The organism is Pseudomonas sp. SF2 (genome assembly GCF_036858055.1).
GTDB lineage: Bacteria > Pseudomonadota > Gammaproteobacteria > Pseudomonadales > Pseudomonadaceae > Aquipseudomonas.
In genome coordinates, this window is sequence record NZ_JAMBDI010000004.1 from 81,210 (window position 1) to 107,579 (window position 26,370).

Below are 26,370 nucleotides of genomic sequence, written 5' to 3' on the forward strand. Positions count from 1 at the left end.
CAGCGGCAGAACGCTCTACTTCAGGCGCACCGCCGTGCCGGTAGCAAATACCACGACCATGCCGCCCTGTACCGACGGCATGCTGATCTCGAAATCCACCCCCACTACCGCATCGGCTTGCAACTGGCGTGCCCGCGCCTTCAGTTCTTCGGTGGCCTGTTCCCGCGCTTCGCGCAGTGCGCTTTCCAGGGTTTGCGAACGGCCGCCGAAGAAGTCGCGAAAACGTGCAAAGAAATCGCGCACGAAGTTGATGCCCTGCACCGATTCGGAACTGACCACGCCCAGGTATTCGGCAATCGGGTGGCCTTCGAGCTGGCTGGTGGTGGAAATGATCATGGGGTGCACTCCATTGGCCTGGCAAAAAAGGCCGATTCTAACAGAGCGCAATTCCCCTCGCGGATACGCCTCCATTGTGGGAGCGCGCAGTTTTTCAGATTTTCAGTCAGGCTGTGCTTGAAGGGGACAACTACGCGCTGACCGCGCGTAGCCGCTGGCCAATGCGGGCGCCGAACACGTTCACCAGCAACCCGGCCATTACCAGCAAGGCGCCCCAACCCTGGGTTGCAGTCAAACGCTCGCCCAGCAACAACGCCGACGAACTCAGGCCAATCACTGGCACCAGCAGCGAGAATGGCGCCACCTTGCCGGCCGGGTGGCGCGACAGCAGTTTGCTCCACAGGCTGTAGCCGAGCATGGTGGCGACAAACGCCAGGTAGGCCAGGGCCAATACCGAACTCCAGCTGATATTGGCCAGGGCATGGCCAATGCGCTCTGGCCCTTCCAGCCACCAGGAGAGTGCCAGGAACGGCAGTGGCGGGATCAGCCCGCCCCAAATCACCAGCGCCACCAGGTCAACCGAGCCAAAGCGCCGGGTAATGATGTTGCCCAAGCCCCACATGGCGCCGCCACACAGGGTCAGCACCAGCGCCAGCATCGGCACATGGCCACCGTCTTCGCTGCCGATAAGCGCCAGGCCGCTGGCCGCTACCAGCAGCCCCAGCACGCTGGCCAGGCGCAGCCGCTCACCGAGGAACAGTGCGGCGAAACCCAGGGTGAAGAACGCCTGCGACTGCAGGATCAGCGAGGCCAGCCCTGGCGGCATGCCGCTGTACATGGCCTGGAACAGGAACGCGAACTGGCCCAGCGAAATGGTCGCACCGTAGGCGATCAGCCAGCGCCAGGGCAGCTTCGGCCGCTTGACCAGCAAGATCGCCGGAAACGCCACCAACAAGAAGCGCAATGCCCCCAGCAACATCGGCGGCAAGCCATCGAGGCCAACCTTGATGACCACGAAGTTGACTCCCCACGCGACAATCACCACCAGCGCGATGAGCAGGTCCTTGAGTGGCATTGCAGCTTCCTTCTTCAGGTTTTCTAGACATATTTCGTTACAGCATAAGGTTATTTCGTTGCCAGGGACCAGCACAGTTGCCGCCGATCATTGCGCAACAGCACACTGTTCAACTCCCAACACACTGCTTGACCTGACTTGTATATACATGCTCACATGATGACCAGGTCATCCGCCTCGCGTCCCCGCCGATGACTGACTCGCTTAGACAAGAACAATGAAGCGGAGCCACTGTATGTCCAGCAAACCCGTACTCGAGCGGCGCTCGATCGACTACATCCCCGAGACTGAACGCCATGGGCGCGTGTACAGTCAGTTCACCCTGTGGCTCGGCGCCAACTTGCAAATCACGGCGATCGTGACCGGCGCCCTTGCCGTGGTGCTCGGTGGCGATGTGTTCTGGTCGCTGATCGGCCTGCTGCTCGGTCAAGTGATCGGCGGCGCGGTCATGGCCCTCCATGCCGCTCAGGGCCCTCGTCTGGGGCTGCCGCAGATGATTTCCAGCCGCGTGCAGTTCGGTGTCTACGGCGCGGCCATCCCGATGGTGCTGGTATGCCTGATGTACCTGGGCTTCACCGCCACCGGCACGGTGCTCTCCGGACAGGCGATCGGCCAGTTGCTCAACGTCAGCGACAGCACCGGCATCCTGATGTTCGCCAGCATAATCGTGCTCGCCACCCTGGCCGGATACCGGGTGATCCACTGGATCGGCCGAGTCGCCAGCGTGCTGGGCATCATCGCCTTCGTCTACCTGTTCAGTCGCATCATGCTGCTGGCCGACATCGGGCAGTTACTCGACAACCGCCACTTCAGTTGGGCATCGTTCCTGCTCGCCGTATCGCTGGCGGCGTCCTGGCAGATCGCCTTCGGCCCCTATGTGGCCGACTACTCGCGCTACCTGCCCAGTAACACGTCACCACTCAAAACCTTCCTCGCCGCGGGTCTGGGTTCGGTGATCGGCGCCCAGGCGTCAATGATCCTCGGGGTGTTCGCCGCCGCCATCGCCGGTGCCCGGTTCTCCGGTCACGAAGTGGCCTACATCGTCGGCCTGGGTGGCGCCGGCAGCACCGCAGCGCTGCTGTATTTCTGCATCGCCTTTGGCAAGGTGACCATCTCGACGCTGAATTCCTATGGCAGCTTCATGTGCATTGCCACCATCATCAGCGGCTTCCGTGGCCACCTGGCGATCAGCCGTGCACAGCGCCTGCTGTTCGTGCTGGGCATCGTCGGCGCCGCCACCCTGGTGGCTTTGCTTGGCCAGCATTCGTTTCTCAGCGCGTTCAAATCCTTCATCCTCTTCCTGCTGACGTTCTTTGTGCCGTGGAGCGCGGTCAACCTGGTCGACTACTACTTCATCACCAAGGAGCGATACGATATCCCCGCCCTTGCCGACCCGCAGGGCCGATACGGCCGCTGGAACTGGCCAGGAATCATCGTCTACACGGTGGGCGTGTTGATACAGATGCCGTTCATCGACACCAAACTGTACACAGGGCCGCTGGTCGCGCACCTGGGCGGTGTGGATATCTCGTGGCTGATCGGCCTGGTAGTGCCGAGCGTGCTGTACTACTGGGTGGCACGGCGGCGGGCGCAAGAGGCACCGGCAGCGATGATCGTGCCTGAGCTCCGCTAAGCCCCTCGCCGACAGCGTAGAAACGTCTTGCCCTCGCAAACGCGATGCGAGGGCAAGACGGCTTTCACCGCGAGCGCGCCAATGTCAACGACGATAGTCCGGCGCGACTCGCTCCAGCATCCGCAACAACGCCGCCCACGCCAGCTGCATCGCATCCGGATCCGTCAGCTCGCCCTGCTTCAAGCCCCGCCCCGGATCATTGAACTGCCGCTCGGTATGCGTACACACTTCGGCGGGCGGTAAAATCACCTGCCCGGCACTCTGTGCCGCCAACTGGATCTCGCACGCCTTCTCCAGGTAGTACATGCGCAGGAACGCTTCGGCCACGCTGCGCCCGGTGGTCAGCAGACCATGGTTGCGCAGGATCATCACCGGCTTGTCGCCCAGGTCGGTCACCAGGCGTTGCTGCTCATCCATATCCAGCGCAATCCCTTCGTAGGCGTGGTACGCCACCTTGCCGTAAAACTCCATGGACATCTGGTTGAGCGGTAGCAGCCCGCACTCCAGCGCCGCCACTGCGCAACCTGCCCGGGTGTGGGTATGCAGCACGCAATGGGCATCCTCGCGGGCGGCGTGGATGGCACTGTGAATGACGAAACCGGCCGGGTTGACCGGGTGCGGCGTCGGTTCGACCGGCCGGCCCTGCAGGTCGATCTTCACCAGGCTCGAGGCCGTGATCTCATCGAACAACAGGCCGTACGGGTTGATCAGGAAGTGATGTTGCGGCCCCGGCAGGCGCAGGGAAACATGGGTGAAGATCAGGTCGCTCATGCGCAAATGGGCGATCAGTCGATAGCAGGCGGCCAGCTCCTGGCGCAGGCTTTGTTCCGTAGCGTTCATCATCGTTGTCCCTGTGCAGAAAGCTACTTGCTGGCCCACGCATTGAAGCGCTGCTCCAGCTCTTCTCCATGGTCGACCCAGAATTCCACATTCATCGCCAACGCCCCTTGCAGGTTTTGCGGCGAAGTAGGCACCCAACTGGCCAAGGACGGGTCAAGCTTCGCTGCCGCCCGGGTGTTGGTCGGCCCATACGGAATCTGCTCCACATAGCGCACCTGGGTATCCGGCTGGTTGGCATAGGCGATCAGCCGCTTGGCCTGGTCGACATGCCGCGAGCCCTTGATGATCGCCCAGTAATCCATGCCATACAGGCTGCCAGGCCAGACCACCGCCAGCGGGCTGCCCTGTTGAGCCGCCACGGCGATGCGCCCGCTGTAGGTCGAGGTCATCACCACGTCACCCGCCGCCAGCCACTGGGCAGGCTGGGCGCCGGCGTCCCACCACTGGATATACGGCTTCAGTTCGCCGAGTTTGGCAAAAGCACGCTCGACCCCGGCCGGCGTGGCCAGCACCTGGTACACATCCTCGACCTTGACCCCGTCGGCCATCAGGGCGAACTCCAGGTTGTACACCGCACGCTTGCGCAGGCCGCGCTTGCCCGGGTACTTGTTCACGTCCCAGAAGTCGGCCCACGACGCCGGCGCCTGGGCCAGCTTGCTGCGGTCATAGGCGATGGCCACGCTCCATACCAGCGCGGCCGAGCCACAGGCCTGCGCAGCATCGGCAATCAGTTCGCCCGCGTGCCCCAGGCGCTGCCAGTCCAGCTGCTCGTAAATACCCTCGTCGCAGCCGCGCATCAGGTCAGGCCCTTCGATCTGCACCACGTCCCAGTCGACATTGCCGGTATCTGCCATTACCTGGATCCGCGCCATTTCACCGTTGTACTCGCTCTGGATCAGCTTGCTGCCATCCTGGGCACTGAACGGCTTGAAGATCGCCTCGTCCTGGGCTTTCTGGCCTGCACCACCGTAGCCGACCACGACCATCTGCGGTGCCGCTTGCGCACTGCCCAGGCCCATGGCCAGCAACGCTGCGCAAAAGCCGCTTACACGTGGGAATACCTGCATCGTAGTTGCCTCCTGCCGGTGCCCGAGGGGCCCGTTTTCTTGTTGTAGTGAGGTCACGCCCTCGCCACGAGGGTGAGAAAAACCTAGTCGCCGAGCAGTAAAAAAACAAGTTGATTTTTTACTGGCGCTACACTTTCATAACAAAACAAGAACAACACCGCACCGGAGCCGCCTGTATGCAGACCGCCTTCCCTCACCTGTTCGACGCCTTGCAGATCCGCGGCAAACGCTTGAAAAACCGCATCATGTCCACCGGCCACGACACCTGCCTGCCCACCGACAACCTGGTCAACGACAAGCTCATCGCCTACCAGCGCGCCCGCGCTGCCGGTGGCGTCGGCCTGATCGTGCTGCAGGTGGCCGGGGTTCATGACAGCGCCCGCTACACCTCGCATGTGCTGATGGCCACCGACGATGCCTGCATCGAGGGCTACCGCCAGCTTGCCGAGGCCTGCCATGAGCATGGCACCGTGGTGCTGTCGCAACTGTTCCACCCTGGGCGGGAGATCATGGAATCGGCGGACGGCTTGCTGGCGGTGGCCTACTCGGCATCCGCGGTGCCCAATGAACGCTTCCGGGTGATGCCGCGCGCACTGGACCAGGCAATGATCGACGAGATCGTTCAGGGCTATGCCAGCGCTGCACGCCGCCTGCACCAGGCCGGGCTGGATGGCGTTGAAGTGGTGGCCAGCCATGGCTACCTGCCTGCGCAGTTCCTCAACCCGCGGGTAAACCAGCGCACAGACGGCTACAACGGTGAACTGGAGCAGCGCCTGCGGTTCCTGCGCGAAGTGCTGGCCGCCGTACGCGCGGCCACCGACGAGCAGTTCATCATCGGCCTGCGCATCAGTGCCGACGAGCGCGACAGCCAGGGGCTGAGCGAGGACGAGTCGCTGGCCGCAGCGGTTGCCCTGCAGGGCCAGCTCGATTACCTGCACATCGTTGCCGGCACGTCGGCGTCCCTGGGCGGCGCGGTGCATATCGTGCCGCCGATGGCCATCGAGCCGGCATACCTGGCCCGTGAGGCCGGCACCTTCAAGCAACACCTGGATATCCCGCTGTTCGTCACCGGCCGTATCAACCAGCCACAGGAAGCCGAACTGATCCTGGCCCGTGGCCAGGCCGATGTCTGCGGCATGACCCGTGCGCTGATCTGCGACCCGCAGATGCCGAACAAGACCGAGCAGGGCCAGGTCGAGGACGTACGTGCCTGCATTGCCTGCAACCAGGCCTGCATCGGCCATTTCCACCGTGGCCTGCCCATTTCCTGCATCCAGCGGCCGGAAACCGGCCGCGAGTTGCAGTACGGGCAGCTGACACCCACCCCCCATCCCAAACGTATTCTCGTGGCCGGTGGCGGGCCCGCCGGCATGAAAGCCGCCGCAGTAGCCGCTGCGCGCGGGCATCAGGTCACGCTGTACGAAGCGGGCCCGCAGCTCGGCGGCCAGGTGCTGCTGGCCCAGTTGCTGCCACGGCGCAGCGAGTTCGGTGGCGCCAGTACCAACCTGCAACGGGAAATGGCCCTGGCGGGCGTGGAAGTGGTGCGCAACACCCGGGTCGACCGCGCACTGGTCGCGCGTGAACGCCCCGACCTGGTGATCGCGGCCACCGGTGCCACCCCCTACTGGCCGGCGTTCGAGCGTACCGGTGATCTACAGGTAGTGGATGCCTGGCAAATACTGCGCAATGAAGCAAAACCGGGGCGCTCGGTGCTGGTGATCGACTGGCGCTGCGACTGGATCGGCCCAGGCATCGCCGAACGCCTGGTGCGCGAGGGCCACCAGGTACAACTGGCGGTCAATGGCACTCATTGCGGCGAAAGCCTGCCGCTGTACGTGCGCGACCAACTGGCCGGCGAGCTGCATCGCCTGGGCATCCCCATCACACCCTATGCCCGCCTGTATGGCAGCGACGACAACACGGTGTACCTGCAGCACACCGCCAGCGGCGAACCGATGATCTTCGAAGGCATCGACACCCTGGTACTGTGCCTGGGCCATCAACCGGAAGACCGCCTGGCCATGGAGCTGGCTGGCCTGGTGGAGGTGCGCCGCGTTGGCGACTGCCTGGCGCCGCGTACCGTCGAAGAAGCGATTCATGATGGCCTGACGGTTGCCTGGGCGCTCTGAGGCTGTACATACTGCAGCTTTTACGATGGACCGACGTGCATGAGCCAACTCCCCCAGCCCCCCACCAGCGAAGCCGGGGGCGCCGCGCCGCAGTTTCTCGGCAGCCGCATTCGCGGCCTGCGCAAGCGCCGTGGCATGACCCTGGCGGAGCTGGCCACGCACAGTGAACTGACCGCTGGCTACATCAGCCAGCTGGAGCGCAACCTCTCCTATCCGTCGATCCCGGCGCTGTTCAACATCGCCCGCAGCCTGGGTGTAACCATCCAGTGGTTCTTCGCCAGTGAAGCCACCACTGCGCCCGAGGACCAGGGCTATGTGGTACGACGCAACAGCCGCCTGAGCGTGCACTACGAAGATGGCATCGTCGATCAACTGCTCACGCCCCAGCCCAACCGCCAGCTGGAAATCCTGCATTCGCGCTTCCCCCCGGGCAGCTACAGCCAGCAGAGCTACAGCCATGACGGTGAAGAGGCTGGCTACATCCTCAGTGGCAGCTTCGAGCTATGGGTGGGCGAACGGCATTTCCAGCTGGGTGAGGGGGACAGTTTCAGCTTCTCGAGCCAGGAACCGCATCGCTATGGCAACCCCGGCGAGGTGGATGCCGTGGTGATCTGGGTAATCACGCCGCCAACATTCTGAAGCATGCTCGCTCCCCAATATCCAGCAACAGGGTCTACCTTGTTAACCGAACTTTAGAGGAGCACCACCATGAAGCAGATCCTGATCATTGGCGCGGGCTTTGCCGGCCTGTGGAGCGCGCTCAGCGCCGTCCGCCAGCTTGACCTCCATGGCCGCAAGGATGTCGAGGTCACCTTGCTTGCCCCCCAGGCCGAGCTGCATGTGCGCCCGCGCTTCTACGAACCCGACGTACACACCATGGCCGCGCCGTTGCAGGAGCTGTTCGATGCCGTCAACGTCCGCTTCGTGCAAGGCACGGCCTTCCACATCGATGAAGCGGCCCGCCGCGTCAGCTACCGCACCCGCAGCGGCACCCAGTGCGCCCTGCCCTACGACCGGCTGATCATGGCCTGCGGCAGCGAGCTCAACCGGCCTGACATGGTCGGCATCGAGCATGTGTTCGATGTCGACAAGCTCGACAGCGCCGCGCGCCTGGAAACCCATCTGAAATCACTGGCCAGCCTGCCCGACACACCGGCACGCAATACCGTAGTGGTGGCCGGCGGTGGATTTACCGGCATCGAGACCGCCACCGAACTGCCGGCCCGCCTGCGCGAAATCCTCGGAGAGGGCCCGGCGTTGCGCGTGGTGGTGGTCGACCGTGGGGCGAGGATTGGCGCATCCCTGGGTGATGGCATCCGCCCCGCCATCGAGCAGGCCTCCGAGGCCCTGGGCGTGGAGTGGATCTGTGGCGCCACGGTAGCCTCGGTGGACCCTGCCGGCGTGCAGCTGGACAACGGCCAGCGCATCGACGCCAGCACGGTGATCTGGACCGTGGGCTTCAAGGCCAACCCGCTCACCGAACAGATCAGTGGCGAGCGCGACCGCCAGGGCCGCTTGCATGTCGATGGCAATCTCAAGGTGGCAGGCAATGCTGCCGTGTACGCAGCGGGTGATGTGGCCTACGCCGCCTGCGACGAGCTTGGCAACTACGCGGTGATGTCCTGCCAGCATGCGATTCCGTTGGGACGTCATGCAGGCAACAATGCGGCGGCCGAGCTGATTGGCGTGGCACCGAAGACCTACAGCCAGCCCAAGTACGTGACCTGCCTGGACCTTGGGGCCTGGGGAGCGGTGTATACCGAAGGGTGGGAGCGCACGGTGTCGCCACCGGAGGACAAGGCCGAGGCCAAGGTGTTGAAGGCGCAGATCAATACGGTGTGGATCTATCCGCCAGCAGCCGATCGTGCCACGGCGCTGGCGGCGGCTGACCCTGCTATTCCAGTGGCCTGAGGCCGCTCCCACAGAGTTCGCGCAAGCCTTAGAGGCTTGCGCAAGACAGCAGGATCAGGCAGCAGCAAACAGCTCGTTGGCAATCTGCGCCTGGGCAGCATCGATCGCCTGGCTGCGGTGCTCAGGGCCATAGGCCAGGCCATGGGCACGGACGATTTCCAGGTCGGTGACACCGATGAAGCCCAGGAACACCTTGAGGAAGTCCTCATGCCCGGCGCCAGTCGGCTGGCCAGCGTGCAGGCCACCAGCGGTGGAAACCAGCACTACCTTCTTGTTGCCGCACAGGCCTTCCGGGCCGGCTTCGGTGTAGCGGAAAGTCTTGCCGGCGACGGCGACGCGGTCGATCCAGGCCTTGAGCTGGGTCGGCACGGTGAAGTTGTACATCGGCGCACCAATCACCACGGCATCGGCAGCCAGGAACTCTTCCAGGGTTTCCGCGCTCAGCTTGGCTTCGAAGGCCTGGGCTGCGTCGCGCATGTCTTCCGGGGTACCAGCCGCTACCAGGGTAGCCGCAGAGAAGTGGGCGATGGCATCAGCGGCCAGGTCGCGGTACACCACTTCCACGCTCGGGTCGGCGGCTTTCCAGGCTTCGACCACTTCGCGGCTCAGTTGGCGGGAGGCGGAATTGTCGCCCAGGATGCTCGAATCGATATGCAACAGTTTCATGGGACTCTCCTGTGAATGAAGACCGCGATGTTGGGCGATCACGATGGGGAGAATCCTACCGACCTCACCAATGGCTGATAAGTCGGCAAAAATGCGTTAGTTTGTCCCACAGATGGAACAGTGAGACATTCCCATGCAAGACCTCAACGACCTCTTCTACTTTGCCCGCGTAGTCGAAGCCGGTGGTTTCGCCGCTGCCGGCCGCCAGCTGGGCATCCCCAAGTCGCGCCTGTCGCGGCGTATCGCCGAGCTTGAAGAACGCCTGGGCACACGCTTGCTGCAACGCACCACCCGGCAACTGAAGCTCACCGCGGTGGGCGAGCGCTACCTGCACCACTGCCAGGCCATGCTGCTGGAAGCCGAAGCCGCCGATGAAGCCGTGGCCAGCATGAGCAGCGAACCGCGCGGGCGTTTGCGGGTGTCCTGCCCGGTGGCATTGGCCCACGCCTTCCTGCCAGATGTGATCAGCCGATTTCTCGCGCAGTACCCGCTGGTGCAACTGGACATGGTGCTGCTCAACCGCCGGGTCGACCTGATTTCCGAAGGCATCGACGTAGCCTTGCGCGTGCGCGACCTGGGCGATGAAGACCCGGCCCTGGTCACCCGCCGCCTGCGCCAGGCACAGATGCAACTGGTTGCCGCGCCTGGTTTCGCCGACCACATCCGCGAACCGGGCGAACTGGCCTCCTTGCCGGTGCTGGGCGCCGCCGAGGCAGACCGGCTGGTACACTTCCGCCTGTTCGGCCCCCATGGCAAGCAGCAGGAAATCGCCCTTGAACCGCGCCTTGCCATCGATGATTTCGTAGTACGTAATGCTGCTGTACGCGCTGGCCTCGGATTTACCGCGCTGCCCAGCATGTTCTGCGAGGAAGAGCTGGAACGCGGCGAACTGGTGCGCCTGCTGCCCGACTGGTCGCTACCGGGTGGCTACTTGCAGGCGGTGTACCCGCACCGGCGCGGTTTGCTGCCTGCGGTACGGGTGTGGATCGATCATCTGGCGACGTCGTTCGAGGCCTGTGGAGAAAAGTATGTCTGAGCGAACCATGAGCGAAGCCGAGGTGGCGGCGTTTTGCCTGAGCCTGCCGGGTGCGCGGGAAGACTACAAATGGGGCGGCATTCGGGTGTTTTCGGTGGCAGGCAACAAGATGTTCGCGGTGCTCGACCTGGCAGGTGCGGGGTTGTCGTTCAAGGTGGCCGACGAACTGTTTCTCGGCTATTGCGACCGCCCGGGGGTGCGGCCTGCGCCGTACCTGGCGAGGGCGCGATGGATCAGCATGGCGCTGCCCTACCCCATGGGGCGTGATGAGCTGTGTGATGCGTTGCAACGCTCGCACCAGCTGGTGGTGCGGCGGTTGCCGAAGCGGTTGCAGGTGGGGTTGGTGATCTAGATACCCTGTGCCGGCCTCTTCGCGGGCTTGCCCGCTCCCACAGGATTTTCACTGCCCTCAAGACTTGTGTAGTACCTGTGGGAGCGGGCAAGCCCGCGAAGAGGCCGGCACAGCCACCTGTCAACCAAAAGCCAGATAGCGCCCACCAAGAAACAGCCAGTCCGCCCAGAACACCTGGTGCACTAGGACAATGCCCCAGAACACCAACTGGTACGACACCTTGCGCGTCTTGTGCCGATACAGCTGCTGCGCCAGCAGCGCCCCCGGCCAGCCGCCCAGCAGCTCACTGGCATGCAGCACTTTCTCGGGCGTTCGCCAGGCCTGGGTACGCGCCTGCTGTTTATCCTGCCAATACAGCAACAGGCTGATCAGGCTCATTGCCGGGTACAGCGCCAGCGGCCACCAGGCCTGATCGACCCAGGCCATGCGCGCCGCGCCCAGACCCGGCAGCAGGCACAGCAGGCCCAACACCAGCAGCTTCAGGCGCACATTACGTACGCCCTCCCCCCCTTGCCCCCGTGCGGCCTCAGCCATGAGCCGTCGCCCAGTCGACCCAGCCAAACTGCCAGGTCGCCAGAATCAGCAGGCCAAAGGCAATGCGATACCAGGCGAACGCCGCGTAGCTGTGGTTGGCAATGAACTTGAGCAGGCCACGCACGGCAATCATGGCAAAGATGAACGAGGTCACGAAGCCAATGGCAAAGACCGGCAGGTCGCCGGGCTGGAACAGGTCGCGGTACTTGTAGCCCGAGTACACCGCAGCACCGACCATGGTCGGCATCGCCAGGAAGAACGAGAACTCGGTCGCTGCCTTGCGCGACAGGCCGAACAGCAGGCCACCGATAATGGTCGAGCCGGAGCGCGAAGTGCCCGGGATCATCGCCAGGCACTGGATGAAGCCGATCTTCAGCGCGTGGCTCCAGCGCATGTCGTCCACGTGGTCCACCTCCACGCGGTGCTCGCGGCGCTCGGCCCACAGCATGATCACCCCGCCCACCACCAGCGCCGCCGCCACGGTGATCGGGTTGAACAGATATTCGTGAATCAGGTCGGCGAACAGCACACCCAGCACCACTGCCGGCAGGAACGCCAGCAACAGGTTACCGGTGAAACGCCGCGCCGTGGGCTGGCTGGTCAGGCCGAAGACCACGTCGAAGATCTTGCCGCGAAACTCCCATACCACCGCCAGGATCGCCGCCAGCTGAATGATGATGTTGAAGGCCATGGCCCGTTCGCCGCCAAACCCGATCAGGTCGGCGACGATGATCTGGTGGCCAGTACTGGAGATCGGCAGAAACTCCGTCAGCCCTTCGACCACGCCTAAGATGATTGCCTGGAAGGCAGTCCAAAAATCCATCGTTCCCCCGATGGAGCGCTGCTCGTTGCAGGCCCCTTGTTCTTGATTTGCTTGAAATTGCCGCACGCGGCCCGGCTGTTTTACAGCGACTGTTGGGCGCAATGCCAGTAGAAAAGTTCACGCCGCCTAAAGGTTTCATCTGGCGCGGCCGAAATCCTAGCAGAGCGCCTTTGCAAACGCCTTGTACAACCTGCTGCAGACTATTGGATGGATAGCACTTAGCCATTAGTCGGGTGGGGGCCAGACGCAAAGCATGCTTGGATGCGCCTGAATAAAAAGAACAATGCGGGAGCTGTGGGATGAAAACCCTGAGATCGATGTCTATCAGCCGCCGTCTGTGGCTGATCCTTTTGGTGGCGGTGGCCATGCTGGTGGTATTGGGCCTGCTGATGCTGCGCCAGATCCACGGTGACCTGTACCAGGCCAAAGCGGAAAAGACCCGCCACGTGGTGCAGACCGCAGCCGGTGTGCTGGCCTATTACCAAGGCCTGGAGGCGGCCGGCACGCTCAGCCGCGAAGCCGCCCAGCAACAGGCACTGCAAGTGGTACGCGCGCTGCGCTACGACCACGATGACTACTTCTGGATCAACGACCTGGGGCCGAAGATGATCATGCATCCGGCCAACCCCAAGCTCGACGGCCAGGACCTGTCGGCCATCCGCGACCCCGATGGCTTTGCCGTCTTCAACGAGATGGTCGCCCTGGCCCGACAGCAGGATGCCGGGCCGGTCAACTACCGCTGGCCCAAGCCCGGTGCCAGCGAGCCGGTGGCCAAGACGTCCTATATCCAGCTGTTCAAGCCGTGGGGCTGGATCATCGGCTCAGGCGTGTACGTCGACGACGTGCAGGCCGAATTCGCCCGTCAGTTGCGCGATGCCTCGCTGGTGGGCGTGGCCATTGCTCTGCTGATGGCGCTGGTGGTCATGCTGATTGCCCGCAGCATCGCCCGCCCGTTGCAAGAGGCAGTGCAGGCCATGGGTAACATCGCCAGCGGCGAAAGCGACCTGACCCGGCGCCTGGACACTCACGGCCGCGACGAAATCACCCAGCTGGGCGAGCACTTCAACCGCTTCAACGGCAAGCTGCAAGGCGTGATCGGCCAGTTGCAAGGGGCGGCCCATGCCCTGGCCCAGTCCGCCGGGCATGTCGGTGACAATGCCGGGGCCGCGCAACAGCACAGCGCCCAGCAATCGTTGCAGATGGACCAGGTGGCCACTGCGGTCAACGAAGTGACCTACGCCGTGCAGGACGTGGCCAAGACCGCCGAGCAGGCTGCCGGGGAAATGCGCACCGCGCAACAGCAGGTGGCACACGGTCAGGAGGCCATTCACGGCAGCCTGGCGCAGATCGACCGGCTGTCGCTGACCATCGACCAGGCCGTGCAGGTGATCCGTGACCTGGCCGGGCACAGCACGCGCATCGGTGGTGTGCTGGACGTGATCCGCTCCATCGCCGAACAGACCAACCTGCTGGCGCTGAACGCAGCCATCGAGGCGGCGCGGGCCGGCGAGCAAGGCCGTGGCTTTGCCGTGGTCGCCGACGAGGTCCGCCTGCTGGCCCAGCGCACGGCGCAGTCGACGGCCGAGATCCATACCATGATCGAGCACCTGCAAAGCCAGTCGGACGCTGCGGTCAAAGCCATCGACACCAGCAGCGAGGCCTCGCGCCAGACCGTCGAGCAGGCCCGCGAGGCCGGTGCCAGTCTGGATGCCATCAACCAGGCGCTGAACAACCTCACCGCGTTGAATGCCTCCATTGCCAGCGCCACCTTGCAGCAGTCGCATGTAGTCGAAGAGATCAACCGCAATGTGCTGGATACGGCGGGGTTGTCCCAGCAGACCGCCGATGCGGCGCGACAGTCCAGCGATGCCGGGGTGGCACTGGGGCAGTTGAGCGAAGAGCTGGAGCAGCTGTTGCGGCAGTTCCGGGTATAAGGCCAAGCCCCTGTGGTCGCGTAGATAACTGAAATTGCAAGCAATCCGCGTACCCTGTGGGAGCGGCTTTAGCCGCGAAGAATCCAGCGCGGTGCTTGGCACCGGCTGCGCCGGTATTCGCGGCTAAAGCCGCTCCCACAGGCTCCCTGCTAACTCAATGAGTCATGTGCAGTCCTGTGGGAGTGGCCCCAACGCCCTACACCTTCCCCGGCCGACCCGCTACAATCGCGCCCCTCCCCCGTAGTCTCCAAGGATCGCCGATGTCCGGCCTTGAACTCATCGCCGCCGTCCTCGGCGTCACCGCTGTCTGGCTCACGGTCAAGCAGAACGCCTGGTGCTGGCCGATCGGCCTGGTCATGGTGCTGATCTATGGCTGGCTGTTCTACGAAGTCAAGCTGTATTCGGGCATGCTGCTGCAACTGGCCTACGCCATCCTGCAAGTTTACGGCTGGTGGCAATGGAAGCGCCCAGGCCATGCTGAAGACGCCCGCCAGGTCTCACGCCTGCAACGCCCGGCATTGTTCACCGGCCTCGCCGTCGGGGTGCTGCTGAGCGCCGCCCTGGGCGCGGCCATGGCCAACTGGACCGACGCCGCCCTGCCCTGGCTGGACGCCAGCCTGACCGGCTTCAGCCTGGTGGCACAACTGTGGATGGCGCAGAAGCGCCTGCAGTGCTGGCCGCTGTGGGTGGTGGTAGACATCGTCTACGTGGGCTTGTACCTGCACCAGCAGCTGTACTTCACCGCGGGCTTCTTCGCCGTGCTGACCCTGATTGCCGTGCGCGGCTGGCTGGAATGGCGCCGTGACCCGGCGCTGGTGCAGCCATGAGCGCGGCGCAGGCCATGAAAGTGGTGGTGCTGTGCGGCCCGGAATCCAGCGGCAAAAGCTGGCTCAGCGGGGTGATCCAGGCGCATTTCGGCGGCGTGGTGGTGGCCGAATACGTGCGCCACTTCATCGACCAGGAAGGCCGCGACACCTGCTACGCCGATATCCCCACCATCGCCCGCGGCCAGCTGGCCTGGGAAGACCACGCCCGCGAGCAGGCGCCGCCGCTACTGATTCTCGACACCCACCTGCTCAGCAACATGCTCTGGAGCCACGCCCTCTTCGACGACTGCCCTGCCTGGCTGGAACAGGCTTTGCTGGCGCGGCATTACCACCTGCATCTGTTGCTAAGCCCGCAGGGCGTGGATTGGGTTGCCGATGGCCAGCGCAGCCAGCCCGAACTGAGCGACCGCCAGCGCTTTTTCGACGACAGCCTGCACTGGCTGCAACGGCATGACCAGGCATACCAAATAATTGAAGGCAATTGGCCACAGCGCCAGTTGCTGGCACTGCAAACAGTGGCTAAGCTCATTGATAGCGATGCGCCATCCTGCCCCACCGAATGTTAACCCACTGACACACTCCAAGGGGCAAAGGCCCCGAAATTGCGGGGTTTCCCCCTGCTTCGGGGGTAGTGTCAAGCCGCTGATACACCCTTGCAAAGACCCTTCCAATCAAGGCCACCACGGGCTTTGCCGGCAGCGCTCACGGCTGCCTGTTTCAACCCTGAGACAGAATACGCCGCAGTTTGTCAGGCATTGACCTTAAGCTGTTGATCTGAAAACGCTTCTCAAAAGCGGCACACCTTCTGCTCGCTCCTTCGTATCGCTGAACAGGGCCAGCGTTCTATAGAAGGAGTTGCCGTCGTGAGGAAACCTGACAAAGGCCTTTATTACCTGTTGCTGATGAGCTGTGTGCTGGGCTCGTTGAGCCTGACGGCCCAGGCCGACAACGGCATCATCGTGATAACCCGTGATGTGCAGACACGCAACGCCGTGGTCCCGCCGTTGCGACCCGACCCGAACCCCACCACCGCCAACGCCAACCCTTCCGCCCACATCCTCAAGCAAACCAGCGAACTGAGTGATGGCGACTTCGCCAACATCAGCAGCGGTGCGGGTATCAGCACACTGATTACCCAGCAGACCAACAACCTGGGCGGCAACCTCAACAATCAGACCCAGTTGCCCAACCTGGCCGGTGGCCGTGGTACAGGCTCGGGCAGTGGCATCTCGAACATGGTCAATTCGAGTTTGCAGCGCGGCCTGGCGCCGCTGCAGATCCTGACCGGAGGCAAGTGAGATGAAGCACACGCTGCTGATCCTGGCCACATTGTGCAGTACTTCGGCCTTCGCGCAATCCCCGGTTCCGGTGATCAACAACGCAGACATCAATAGTTCGGGCAGCCGTTACCAGGGCAACCTGTCGGTCAACCAGACAGCCGGTGACCAGCAGCAACAAGCCAACGCCCGCGCCTTCGCCGTGGGGCCCGGGGCCAGCGCCACTACGCTGATCCGCCAACGCCTGAACACCCCCGCAGCCCCGGCGATGGATGCCCGCTCGAGCATCCAGGGCAACGCCTTCAGCAACGGCAGCGGTGCCCTCGGGGTGAACCAGAGCGCCGGCGCCAACACCCAGCAAGCCAATGCACTGCGCATAAGCCTCAGTGCCCAGCCGCAAAGCATCGACGACAGCGTCCTCATGCAACAGAACGTGGCGCTGTTCAACAACTCCGATCCAGCTGACACCCCACCCGGCCATCGCCAGGTCACCACCAGTGACCAGGCATTCACCGGTGGCCGCGGGGTGATCCAGCTGAATCAGAGTGCCGGGGTGGGAAACCGAATGGCCAACACCTTGAGCATACGGGTCGCGGATTGACCCATCCAGTTAAGAACAACACTTAACCTATAAAGTACGGAGAATCACCATGAAACCCTCGATGGCAATCAAGCCTCTGGTTTTCGCAATTGCTGCGATCATGGCTGTTGCTGTACAAGCTGGGCAAAATGATCGGCGTAATGACCACCATAACGGCCACCACCATAACAATGGTCATCACACGCCTCCTCCAACCAAGATCCCTGTGTATGCAACGGCCAATGCCTGGGACAACCAGAGTAGCACCGACAACACCATCACCAACCAAGGGACCATCAACGAAGCCGAGATGAACCAGTCGGCCGTTGGCGCCAGCGGTAACGTTGGTGTCAACGTTGCGGCCGGTAACGGCAACCAGCAGGACAATGCCGCGGCCATTGCCAACGCAGCGTCCGACTCGAACCTGGACAACAGCTTTGTCTTCGGCACCGCCGAAGCCACCGCTGACGTTCGCCAGTACAGCAACGGCAACCGCGTCGACAACTGGTCTACCCAGTCTTCGGCGATCATGAGCGGCTCGGCCGACGGCGCTGAAGGCAACGTGGGTGTCAACATTGCTGGCGGCGACCTGAACCAGCAGAAAAACACCATGGCCATTGCCAACACCCACGCACCACTGGGTAACGCCACGGCCACCGCCTCTGCCGACCAGGACGGCCCAGGCCTGGTGGTGAACAACAGCGCCGACCGCACCTACCGGGTTGATACGCTGACCTTCACCAAATCGGCCAGCGGCAGTGCCTCTCGGGAAAGCGCGTCGAACCTGAGCATCGACAAGAGCTCGTCGTCGAGCTTCGAGAAGCGGGGCAGCAACAGCTGGGATGCCAGCGGCTCCAAGTCGGTGGATGTCAGCGGCTCGCGCAACAAGGAATCGAGCTCCAGCTACAACGCGACGCTGAGCGCGACCCTGGAAGCGGCCGCCGAAGCTTCGCACACCGTCACCCGCGACCATGGCCGTCACGACCACACTCGCAGCGAGTCTGTGGACGCTTCGCTGAGCGCATCGCTTGAGGCGTCCATCGAAAAAACCCGCGACAAGTCGTCCAGTTCGTCGTTCCAGAAGTCGTTTGACTCCTCGTTCGAGGAAGCTTTCGACTCCTCCTTCGAGAAATCGGGTAGCAAGCAGAAGGAGTCGTCGAAAGACGTGGTGAAGAGCTACAGCGAAAGCAGCTCGTACGACCTGAGCAATACCGTGTCCTTCCAGGTACTGACCCCGACCGGCTGGGCTAACCCTGTGACCAACACCGCAACCCTGAGCGGTTCGGTGAACGGTGGCAGCGGCAACCTGGGCGTGAACGTGGCAGCCGGTGTGGGCAACCAGCAGAGCAACTCGCTGGCCATCTCCAACACCTCGTTCTGATCGTTGTGCTTGAGGCCCCCTTCGGGGGGCCTTTCTTCAACAGAACCGGAAGGCATCCGACAATGCGCATTATTGCCTTGGCGTTTTTGCTGTGCCTGACCAGCGTGAGCGAAGCGGCACAAATGCCGCTGTCCGTCTTGCCGGGTGGTGCCGTGGTGTTCAAGCCCATCCAGAGCGTACGCGAACGCAAGTTCGCCGACCTGGTGCAACAGAAGACCGACTTCAGCTGCGGCGCCGCCGCACTGGCCACCATCCTGCGCCAGGCCTACTGGCTGGATGTCGACGAACAACAGATCATCGAGGGCATGCTGGCCCACGCCGACCAGGACCTGGTGCGCACGCAAGGCTTCTCGATGCTCGACATGAAACGCTACGTGGAAAGCCTGGGAATGCGTGCCCGCGGCTACCGGGTAGCACCCGAGACCCTGCACAGCGTGCGCATCCCGGTCGTGGTACTGATGGACGTGCGCGGCTACAAGCACTTCGTGGTCATGCAGAAGGTCGACAAGGGCTGGGTGTACATCGGTGACCCGGTACTGGGCCACAAGCGCTACAAGGTCGATGATTTTCTCAAGGGCTGGAACGGCATCATCTTCGCCGTGATCGGCCAGGGCTACGACAAGAACAACGTCTTGCTCGATCCGCCCCTGCCCCTGACCGCCAAGGGCCGGGTGAACAACTTCACCCCGGTGCAGGACGCAGAGCTTCTGGACTTCGGTTTCATCAAAAGCGACTTCTTCTAACGACGCTTGCAACGACAAGGAGCACGACGCTCCGGGGAGCACCCAATGAAGAATCCATTCTGGCTCGCTGTGGTTTGCCTGGCAGCCAGCCTGCCGGCCCACGCCGAAACGTTCAAGCCCATCGAACTGAAAGACCAGGAGTTGGCGAACTTGCGCGGGCGCTATGTGCTGCCGGGGCGCATCGTCAGTTTCGGCATCGTCATGACCAGCACCTGGCAGAACGCCAACGGTGAGGTGATCGGTGCGACTTCCACCCTGCAGATCCAGCAGTCGACCATCAAGCCACAGTTCTATGTGTCGCTGATCGACGAAAAAGGCAGCGGTTCGACCGCCGCCGGCGCTGCCTCCGCCGGCAACGGTACGGTCACCGGCGGCAGCGGGCTCAACAACACCGAAGGGGTGACCCAGGTGGTGCGCGCGGCCGGTGACAACAACACTGCCTACAACAACGTTGACATCAATGTGACCAAGGCCAACCAGGCACCAGCCACACAACCACAGGGCCAGGTACTGGCCGCGGGCCAGACCCTGGTCGGCGAAAACGGTGCAGGCTCGTTCAGCGTGTCGTCGACCGGTGTTGGCGTGCAACTCAACATCAATGCCAGCAACAACCAGGGTAGCAGCGTACAGCGCCTGGCCCAGGGTGGCCTGATGCAGAACTCGACGCTGCTTGGCAATGGCAACCACGTCAACAACGTCACATCCCTCAACGTGGTCATGCGCGAGAACGTGCCGACAGCCGCGTCGCTGAACGGCAGTCTCGACCAGCTCAAAGGTCTTCGCACTTTCGGATACTGATCTACGCTCAGTCTCATCAAAAGTAGTCGGCAGGGACGGCAATTCCATGCACCGATCTTTAACGCTACAAGCTTTTGTATGCTTGACTACCTTGGCCCCGGCCACATTGCTCTATGCAGCTGCCGACCCTCAGGTCGAGGCTCTCAAGCAGGAACTGAACGAGCTGAAACGGCGCTACGAAGCCCAGCAGCAAGCGCTGATGGTGCTGGAGCAACGCGTACGCCAGGTTGAGGAAACCCCGGCAGCGCCGCCACCCAAACGCCTGGTCAGGTCCCCCGCCGAAGGGGTAAAGGGCGCGCAGACAGTGGCCTCGGGCGCGCCGGGCACCACCGGCAGCTCCTATGGCCAGGCGCTGACCGCCGACGCCGAACCGGCACAGAGCGTATCCAACCTGTATGACGAGGCCAGCGGCTTCTTCGGCGGCGGCAAGTTCAGCTTCGAGACCGGCGTCACCTACACCCACTACGATACCCGGGCACTGGTGCTCAACGGTTTCCTGGCGCTGGACTCTATCTTCCTGGGCAGCATCAACCTCGACCGGATCAAGGCAGACAACTGGACCCTGGACATGACCGCGCGCTATAACGTGGCGCAGCGCTGGCAGTTCGACATCAACGTACCGGTGGTGTATCGCCAGTCCACCTATTCCTCCGGCGGCGCGGGCGGTGCCGGGCCGAGCACCTCCGACGAAACCGTCACTCGCGATCCGGAAATCGGCGATATCAACGTTGGCGTGGCCTACAAGTTCCTCGACGAATCGGAGACCTGGCCCGACGCCGTGGCCACCCTGCGCATCAAGGCACCCACCGGCAAGGACCCGTATGGCATCAAGCTGCGCGAAGTGCCCGGCAACGACAACCTGTCAGTGCCGGAAAGCCTGCCGACCGGCAACGGCGTCTGGTCGATCACGCCAGGCATCTCGCTGGTCAAGACCTTCGACCCGGCCGTGCTGTTCGGCAGCCTGTCCTACACCTACAACATGGAAGACTCGTTCAGCGACATCAGCCCGCAGGCCAACAGCAAGGTGCCGGGTGACGTGAAGCTGGGGGACTCCTGGCAGATCGGCGGCGGTATCGCCTTTGCCCTGAACGAGAAGATGAGCATGTCGTTCTCGGTGTCCGACCAGTTCGCCCGCAAGAGCAAGATCAAACCGGATGGCGGCGACTGGCAGTCGATCTCCAACAGCGACTACAACGCGGCCAACTTCAATATCGGCATGACCTTCGCCGCCACCGACAACCTGACCATCGTGCCCAACCTGGCCATTGGTCTGACCGATGACGCGCCAGACTTTTCCTTCAGCCTGAAATTCCCCTACTACTTCTGAGACTTGCCATCGGCGGGCCCGCGCGAACGGGCCCGGCTTTTGGTTACCAGCCTTGTCCCGGACCGCCTTCATTGCCCCGTCCTGTTATCATCAAGCACAGATGCATGACGTTTTAATGGCAAAAGGGATGTTTTTGTGAAGAACCTGTCAGACCACCCACGTACCCGGCTTGTCGCCCTGGCGACCCTGGTACTGGTGATCCCACTGGGTACGCGCGCCATGCTGGGTTGGTCCAACCCGCTCGGTTACCTGTCCGACCTTGCCCTCGGCAGCCTGCTGGTCTTGCTGCTGCACCGTCGGCCGTGGTGGCTGGCGCTGCCCGTATTGCTGGCCTGGGTGGCCCTCTGGGTGGCTTCGGCCGAATTGGTGAGCGCGGTGGGCCGCCTGCCCACCAGCGCCGACCTGACGTATCTGGTCGACCCGCAGTTCATGGGCAATTCGACCGGTGGCGGTCTGGCCCATGCCTGGCTGCCCTGGGCCATGGGCGCCGGCCTGCTGGCCTGGCTGGCCACCGCCTGGCGCAGCCGCACACAGCGCAGCCAGCCACTGCCACGCAAGGCCTGGGCCATTCCGCTGCTGCTGTTTGGCGCCCATTGGGGCAGCCAGCAACTGGTACCTTCCGACGCCGACCAATGGCGGCAATACAACCTCACCCACCAACTGCTGTCGGCCGGGGCCGGTAACCTGCAACGCCAGGTCGAAGGCTGGATGGGCCGGACGCAAATCTTCACGCCCCTGGCCAGCACTGGCCTGACCCAGTCCGACCTGCATGGCCAACGCCTGCTAGCCGGCCCAGGTAACGCCCGCAACCTGCTGGTCATCACCGTGGAAGGCATCCCCGGGGCCTACCTGCGGCCCAACCGCCAGGCCCTGCACAGCCGCTTCGACGAAGAGCTGATGCCCAAGCTCAGCCAGTGGGCCGAGCGCGGCATGAACACCCCGGACTACGTGCTGCATACCCACCAGACCATCCGTGGCCTGTACGCGATGCTGTGCGGTGACTACGACAAACTGGCCAACGGCACGCCCAAGGGCATGGAACTGCTGACCCAGAACGAACGCAACCAGGCCTGCCTGCCGGCGCAGTTGCGCCAGGCCGGTTTTACCACCCACTACCTGCAAGGCGCCGGCCTGCGCTTCATGGCCAAGGACCGCATCATGCCGCACATCGGCTTTGACGCGGTGCACGGCCAGGAGTGGTTCCGCAACAAGAACTACCTGGACTTCCCCTGGGGCAAGGATGACCGGGCCTTCTTCGAAGGTGCGCTGGACTATGTCGGGCAGCTGCAAAAGCAGGACAAACCCTGGATGCTGACCCTGCTCACCGTGGGCACCCACCAGCCGTACTCGGCACCGGCCGAATACCTGGAGCGCTATGACACGCCGAAACAGGCGGCAGTCGCCTACCTGGACGACGCGCTCGGGGCGTTCCTCGACAACCTCGAACGCCAGGGCGTACTCAAGGACACCCTGGTGGTGGTAACTTCCGACGAGTCCCACGGCATCGACGGTGTGCGCCTGGCCTCGTCCTGGGGCTTCAACCTCACCCTGGCGCCGGAGCAGGCGCAGTTGCCACGGATCAAGCGCGGAACCTACGGCCATATTGACCTGGCCACTTCCCTGCTCGACTACTTTGCCCTGCCCATCCCAGTGGCGCTCGGCGGTCGCTCGCTGTACCGCGACTACGACAGCGGTCGCGAGATGATCTCCTACACCAACGGCATGCTGCGTTATCACGACGGCCAGGGCGTGTTCACCGAATGCGACTTCCAACAGCGCTGCCGGCGTTACGCCAGCGAGGGCTTCATCGCCGACCAGGCACGTTACCTTGGCCCTGGCGACAGCCTGCTCGGCCAGCAGATCGTTGCCCTCGCCGGGGTGCTCGACCAGTCCCTGCTGCAAACACCGCTCAACCTGCGTTACCAGTTCGGCGGCCCATCGCCGATCAAGCTGCGCAAGCGCATTCACGATGACTGGGCCGACAACCTGATCGGCGCCCAGTACCTGGAAATGCCCGAGGGCTCGCATACCCGCGTGCGGGTCAAGGTACGCTCGCTGGACCCTCAGCGCGCAGCCTATATCCAGCTCAAGGCCAAGCAGCTGGAGCAGGACGTACCGCTGGGCTTGCCTGACGAAGTGAAAGTCACCACCGATGAGCCGCTGGAGATGGAGTTCAGCTTCGACAACCCGACCGCACGCAAGGCGTTTTCCTTCCATTTGCTGGGCTATGGCGGTGGCCAGGTGGAAATCAGCGACTTCAGCGTGATCACCGCGCTGCCTGGGGAAGATGAGGCAGCGGATGAACTGAGCGAGGGGCATATCGCCCATTCGGGCTAAGCGCAGTACCGCTCATCGCCCGGCCTGCGCGGCCTGTCGATTCAACCCGCCCGTGCTCGACTAGTGTGTGAATCCCCCAATGTGGAGATAGCACCATGAGCACGAGCGAAAGCAGTCACCCGGTGGTTTCCCGCAGCCAGTGGCTGGCGGCCCGCCGGCAGCTGTGGCTGCACGAAAAAGCCTTTACTCACCACCGCGACGCGCTGGCCGCAGCCCGTCGCGCCCTGCCCTGGGTCAAGCTGGAGCACGGCTATCGCTTCCACGGGCCGGACGGCGAACTGAGCCTGGCCGACCTGTTCGCGGGCCGCAGCCAATTACTGGTCTACCACTTCATGTTCGCCGAGGGCTGGAGCGAAGGCTGCCCCGGCTGCTCGTTCCTGGCCGACCACTTTGACGGCGCCAACCTGCACCTGGCGCATCACGACGTGTCACTGGTGGCGGTGTCGCGGGCGCCGTATGCCGAGTTCCAGGCCTTCCGCCGGCGCATGGGCTGGCAGTTCCCCTGGTATTCGTCACATGGCAGCGGGTTCAACGAGGACTTTGGCGTCAGCGTTGGCAGTGAGGGCCAGCGGCAGTACAACTATGAGCCCTATGACGGCAACGAAAGCGAGCTTCCCGGGCTGAGTGCGTTCTACCGCGAGCCGGATGGCAGCGTGTACCACACCTACTCAACCTATGCCCGCGGGCTGGATATCCTGGTCAATACCTACAACTTCCTCGACATTGCGCCACTGGGGCGCAATGAGGGTGGGACCATGGACTGGGTGCGGCACCATGACCATTATGAAGGGCAGCCGGACAAACCTCACTGCTGCCATACATAACGTGAGGCAACATATATCCCTGTGGGAGCGGCTTTAGCCGCGAAGAAGCCAACGCGGTGGGTGGCACCGGCTGCGCCGGTGTTCGCGGGTAAACCCGCTCCCACAGGAATTGCGCCATGGTCCAGACGGCGTTCAACCCGTTACATCACCCGCGCACGCCCAGCATCCCGCGCTCGACGATGAAATCGATCACCGCCTGCAGCCCCTCGCCCTTCTTCAGGTTGCTGAAGGTCCATGGCCGCTGTGGGCGCATGCGCTGGGTATCGCGCTCCATCACTTCCAGAGAAGCGCCCACATAGGGCGCCAGGTCGGTCTTGTTGATCACCAGGAAATCCGACTTGGTAATCCCCGGCCCGCCCTTGCGCGGGATCTTCTCGCCTTCGGCCACATCGATCACGTAAATGGTCAGGTCGGCCAGCTCCGGGCTGAACGTGGCACTCAGGTTATCACCGCCGCTTTCGACGAAGATCACCTCAAGGTTGCCAAACTTGCGCGCCAGTGCTTCGACCGCCGCCAGGTTCATCGAGGCGTCTTCACGAATCGCCGTGTGCGGGCAACCGCCGGTTTCCACCCCGACGATGCGCTCCGGCTCCAGGGCCCCGGCTTCGGTGAGGATGCGCTGGTCTTCCTTGGTGTAGATGTCGTTGGTGACCACAGCGATCTGGTAGTGGTCGCGCATGGCCTTGCACAAGGCCTCGAGCAGCGCCGTCTTGCCGGAGCCGACCGGGCCGCCGACACCGACGCGCAGGGGTTGTTGATAGCTTTGCATGCAGGCAGTCCTCAGGAACGGAACAAACGGGTGTATTGGGTTTCGTGACGCGATGAGGCAATGGCCAGCAACGGCAGGCCGCCGCCAAGCTGGTCATCGCCCAGGGCCAGTGCCCGGTCGAGGGCTGCAGGCAGCCCTGCCCCCAGGTCGCGCAGCAAGGTCTGGGCAGCCTGCTGGCCGAACGGCACCAGCTTGACCCCAGCCATTACCGCGCCCTCCAGCCAGGCAAAGCCATGACCCAGGGCCAACTCGCGCAATGGGATCGCCCAGTGCGCAGCCAGCCAGGCCATACCGCCCAGCTGGGTGAGTTCGAGGCTGGCACGCCAGGCCGGCGCCTGACCCAGTTGCCAGCCATCCAGCAGCCGTGCCAGCGCCGCGCCGCGCTGCTGCTCTTCCAGGCGCAGTTCGGCGGTTTCGCGGTTGGCCAGCAGAAAGCGGCTCCAGTGGCCGAAAGCCTCGGCGTCCTCGGCCTGGCAGGCACGGTACAGGCGCGCCAGCACCGGCCAGTCGAGGCAGGCCAGGGTGTCGTCGATCTGTTCGCGCTGCCAGGCAGCGAAACCATCCACGTCCCGTACCCAGCCGACTTCGACCGCCCACTCCAGGCCTTGCGAGTAGGTAAAACCACCCACCGGCAAGCCAGGGCTGGCCAGCTGCAACAGGCGCAGCAACGCCAGGTCGCTGTCCATCAACCGGCCAGTACCAGCGCGGCGCCGGCCAGCAGGCCACCGCCAAAGGCTTTCTGCAAGCCACTATGCCTGCGCAGCAGACAACCGACCGCGAAGCCGGCCGCCAGCAAAAGGCCGCTGACCGTGACGAAGCCGGCACTGAATTGCCAGAACGCGCTTGGTGTGGCCTCCACGCCATGGGCCCAGCCATGGAACAGGGCGAACACCGGCATGGCCATGGCCAGCAGCAGTTGACGGCGAGGCAGCAGCACGGCCCCGGCAGCCACCAGCAGCGACACGGCAATCAGGGTTTCCATGCCCAGCACATCGCCGAACAGGTGGCCGCACACCGCGCCGCCGAACATCGCCGCGAGGGTTGCCAGGGGTAGCGTCAGGCTGCGCCGGGTCAACGCGGCGAGCACACCGGTGCCCAGCAGCATCAGCAGGTGGTCAAGCCCGGTCAGCGGGTGCAGCAGGCCGTCCTGCAGCGGGTTGGCGTCGTGCCCGGGGTGGGCGAAGGCTGGCAGCGCCAGCATCAGCAGAAACAGGGCGAAAGTCTTTTTCAT

The 26,370-nt window shown here is 63.6% G+C and carries 27 protein-coding genes; 17 read left to right on the forward strand and 10 right to left on the reverse strand.

The window, feature by feature from the left end:
* Window positions 1–15 precede the first annotated feature (15 nt).
* Both M2S36_RS01675 and M2S36_RS01680 read right to left on the reverse strand, forming a co-directional pair.
* Window positions 16–336, reverse strand: a complete 321-nt coding sequence (locus tag M2S36_RS01675) for a YbjQ family protein (protein WP_207835052.1) — start codon at window positions 334–336, stop codon at window positions 16–18.
* A gap of 130 nt (window positions 337–466) precedes the next feature.
* Window positions 467–1,351, reverse strand: a complete 885-nt coding sequence (locus tag M2S36_RS01680) for an EamA family transporter (protein ID WP_233687418.1) — start codon at window positions 1,349–1,351, stop codon at window positions 467–469.
* 235 nt (window positions 1,352–1,586) lie between these two features.
* On the opposite strand from M2S36_RS01680, the gene M2S36_RS01685 reads away from it, so the two are divergent.
* The gene (locus M2S36_RS01685; protein ID WP_233687419.1) at window positions 1,587–2,984 is read left to right on the forward strand and encodes a purine-cytosine permease family protein; all 1,398 of its coding nucleotides are present in this window, start codon (window positions 1,587–1,589) and stop codon (window positions 2,982–2,984) included.
* Between the two features lie 84 nt (window positions 2,985–3,068).
* On the opposite strand, the gene M2S36_RS01690 is transcribed toward M2S36_RS01685, so the two are convergent.
* Together M2S36_RS01690 and M2S36_RS01695 are read right to left on the reverse strand one after the other, a co-directional pair.
* Window positions 3,069–3,824, reverse strand: a complete 756-nt coding sequence (locus tag M2S36_RS01690) for a class II aldolase/adducin family protein (protein ID WP_333956607.1) — start codon at window positions 3,822–3,824, stop codon at window positions 3,069–3,071.
* 23 nt (window positions 3,825–3,847) lie between these two features.
* Entirely contained in the window at window positions 3,848–4,891 is a 1,044-nt protein-coding gene (locus M2S36_RS01695) for an ABC transporter substrate-binding protein (protein ID WP_207835073.1), read from the reverse strand.
* A gap of 176 nt (window positions 4,892–5,067) precedes the next feature.
* Between M2S36_RS01695 and M2S36_RS01700 the strand changes: the two genes are divergently transcribed.
* From M2S36_RS01700 to M2S36_RS01710, 3 genes are all read left to right on the forward strand, one after another.
* Window positions 5,068–7,020, forward strand: coding sequence for an oxidoreductase (locus M2S36_RS01700; RefSeq protein ID WP_207835082.1), 1,953 nt, complete (start codon window positions 5,068–5,070; stop codon window positions 7,018–7,020).
* Window positions 7,021–7,059: 39 nt separating this feature from the next.
* On the forward strand, window positions 7,060–7,659 hold the full coding sequence (locus tag M2S36_RS01705) for a helix-turn-helix domain-containing protein (protein ID WP_063914864.1): 600 nt from the start codon (window positions 7,060–7,062) through the stop codon (window positions 7,657–7,659).
* A 69-nt stretch (window positions 7,660–7,728) separates the two neighbouring features.
* Window positions 7,729–8,931: an NAD(P)/FAD-dependent oxidoreductase gene (locus M2S36_RS01710; RefSeq protein ID WP_207835084.1), complete on the forward strand. Its 1,203-nt coding sequence runs from the start codon at window positions 7,729–7,731 to the stop codon at window positions 8,929–8,931.
* Window positions 8,932–8,985: 54 nt separating this feature from the next.
* On the opposite strand, the gene M2S36_RS01715 is transcribed toward M2S36_RS01710, so the two are convergent.
* A complete protein-coding gene (locus M2S36_RS01715) occupies window positions 8,986–9,597 on the reverse strand; it encodes an FMN-dependent NADH-azoreductase (RefSeq protein ID WP_049277030.1) in 612 nt (203 codons plus the stop codon).
* Window positions 9,598–9,730: 133 nt separating this feature from the next.
* Between M2S36_RS01715 and M2S36_RS01720 the strand changes: the two genes are divergently transcribed.
* Together M2S36_RS01720 and M2S36_RS01725 are read left to right on the forward strand one after the other, a co-directional pair.
* Window positions 9,731–10,633 carry a LysR substrate-binding domain-containing protein gene (locus M2S36_RS01720; protein WP_207835094.1) on the forward strand — a complete coding sequence of 301 codons (903 nt, stop codon included), beginning with the start codon at window positions 9,731–9,733 and terminating at the stop codon, window positions 10,631–10,633.
* Window positions 10,626–10,985, forward strand: coding sequence for an MmcQ/YjbR family DNA-binding protein (locus tag M2S36_RS01725; protein ID WP_207835096.1), 360 nt, complete (start codon window positions 10,626–10,628; stop codon window positions 10,983–10,985). The genes M2S36_RS01720 and M2S36_RS01725 overlap by 8 nt, the downstream gene beginning before the upstream one ends.
* A 120-nt stretch (window positions 10,986–11,105) precedes the next feature.
* On the opposite strand, the gene M2S36_RS01730 is transcribed toward M2S36_RS01725, so the two are convergent.
* Entirely contained in the window at window positions 11,106–11,519 is a 414-nt protein-coding gene (locus M2S36_RS01730; RefSeq protein ID WP_333956608.1) for a DUF1294 domain-containing protein, read from the reverse strand.
* A complete protein-coding gene (locus M2S36_RS01735; protein WP_003258998.1) occupies window positions 11,512–12,342 on the reverse strand; it encodes an undecaprenyl-diphosphate phosphatase in 831 nt (276 codons plus the stop codon). The genes M2S36_RS01730 and M2S36_RS01735 overlap by 8 nt, the downstream gene beginning before the upstream one ends.
* A 299-nt stretch (window positions 12,343–12,641) precedes the next feature.
* Here M2S36_RS01735 and mcpP point away from each other — a divergent pair, with 299 nt between their 5' ends.
* The 11 genes from mcpP to M2S36_RS01790 all read left to right on the forward strand — a co-directional run bounded on the left by mcpP (window position 12,642) and on the right by M2S36_RS01790 (window position 24,370).
* Complete coding sequence (gene mcpP, locus M2S36_RS01740; RefSeq protein ID WP_233694194.1) at window positions 12,642–14,276, forward strand: methyl-accepting chemotaxis protein McpP; 1,635 nt, start codon at window positions 12,642–12,644, stop codon at window positions 14,274–14,276.
* A 260-nt stretch (window positions 14,277–14,536) separates the two neighbouring features.
* Window positions 14,537–15,103: a nicotinamide riboside transporter PnuC gene (pnuC, locus tag M2S36_RS01745; protein WP_207835108.1), complete on the forward strand. Its 567-nt coding sequence runs from the start codon at window positions 14,537–14,539 to the stop codon at window positions 15,101–15,103.
* Window positions 15,100–15,669, forward strand: coding sequence for an AAA family ATPase (locus M2S36_RS01750; protein ID WP_207835110.1), 570 nt, complete (start codon window positions 15,100–15,102; stop codon window positions 15,667–15,669). Before pnuC ends, M2S36_RS01750 begins: the two co-directional genes overlap by 4 nt.
* 297 nt (window positions 15,670–15,966) lie before the next feature.
* Entirely contained in the window at window positions 15,967–16,401 is a 435-nt protein-coding gene (locus tag M2S36_RS01755) for a hypothetical protein (protein ID WP_233687424.1), read from the forward strand.
* 1 nt (window position 16,402) lies between these two features.
* The gene (locus M2S36_RS01760) at window positions 16,403–16,981 is read left to right on the forward strand and encodes an adhesin (RefSeq protein WP_333956609.1); all 579 of its coding nucleotides are present in this window, start codon (window positions 16,403–16,405) and stop codon (window positions 16,979–16,981) included.
* A 49-nt stretch (window positions 16,982–17,030) separates the two neighbouring features.
* A complete protein-coding gene (locus M2S36_RS01765) occupies window positions 17,031–18,341 on the forward strand; it encodes a heme utilization protein (protein WP_333956610.1) in 1,311 nt (436 codons plus the stop codon).
* 62 nt (window positions 18,342–18,403) lie between these two features.
* Window positions 18,404–19,084, forward strand: coding sequence for a C39 family peptidase (locus M2S36_RS01770; protein WP_333956611.1), 681 nt, complete (start codon window positions 18,404–18,406; stop codon window positions 19,082–19,084).
* Window positions 19,085–19,129: 45 nt separating this feature from the next.
* Window positions 19,130–19,882, forward strand: coding sequence for a hypothetical protein (locus M2S36_RS01775; protein ID WP_233687425.1), 753 nt, complete (start codon window positions 19,130–19,132; stop codon window positions 19,880–19,882).
* 46 nt (window positions 19,883–19,928) lie between these two features.
* Window positions 19,929–21,209 (forward strand): hypothetical protein, encoded by a 1,281-nt coding sequence (locus M2S36_RS01780; RefSeq protein WP_207835121.1) that lies wholly within the window; start codon window positions 19,929–19,931, stop codon window positions 21,207–21,209.
* Window positions 21,210–21,344: 135 nt separating this feature from the next.
* Complete coding sequence (locus M2S36_RS01785) at window positions 21,345–23,546, forward strand: LTA synthase family protein (RefSeq protein ID WP_333956612.1); 2,202 nt, start codon at window positions 21,345–21,347, stop codon at window positions 23,544–23,546.
* 95 nt (window positions 23,547–23,641) lie between these two features.
* Entirely contained in the window at window positions 23,642–24,370 is a 729-nt protein-coding gene (locus M2S36_RS01790) for a DUF899 domain-containing protein (RefSeq protein ID WP_333956613.1), read from the forward strand.
* Between the two features lie 145 nt (window positions 24,371–24,515).
* On the opposite strand, the gene ureG is transcribed toward M2S36_RS01790, so the two are convergent.
* Genes ureG through M2S36_RS01805 form a run of 3 tightly spaced genes read right to left on the reverse strand, consistent with a single transcriptional unit; the run spans window position 24,516 to window position 26,370 of the window.
* Window positions 24,516–25,139 (reverse strand): urease accessory protein UreG, encoded by a 624-nt coding sequence (gene ureG / locus M2S36_RS01795; RefSeq protein WP_010953755.1) that lies wholly within the window; start codon window positions 25,137–25,139, stop codon window positions 24,516–24,518.
* 11 nt (window positions 25,140–25,150) lie between these two features.
* On the reverse strand, window positions 25,151–25,825 hold the full coding sequence (locus tag M2S36_RS01800; RefSeq protein WP_333956616.1) for an urease accessory protein UreF: 675 nt from the start codon (window positions 25,823–25,825) through the stop codon (window positions 25,151–25,153).
* Window positions 25,825–26,370, reverse strand: a complete 546-nt coding sequence (locus M2S36_RS01805) for a HupE/UreJ family protein (protein ID WP_207838014.1) — start codon at window positions 26,368–26,370, stop codon at window positions 25,825–25,827. The genes M2S36_RS01800 and M2S36_RS01805 overlap by 1 nt, the downstream gene beginning before the upstream one ends.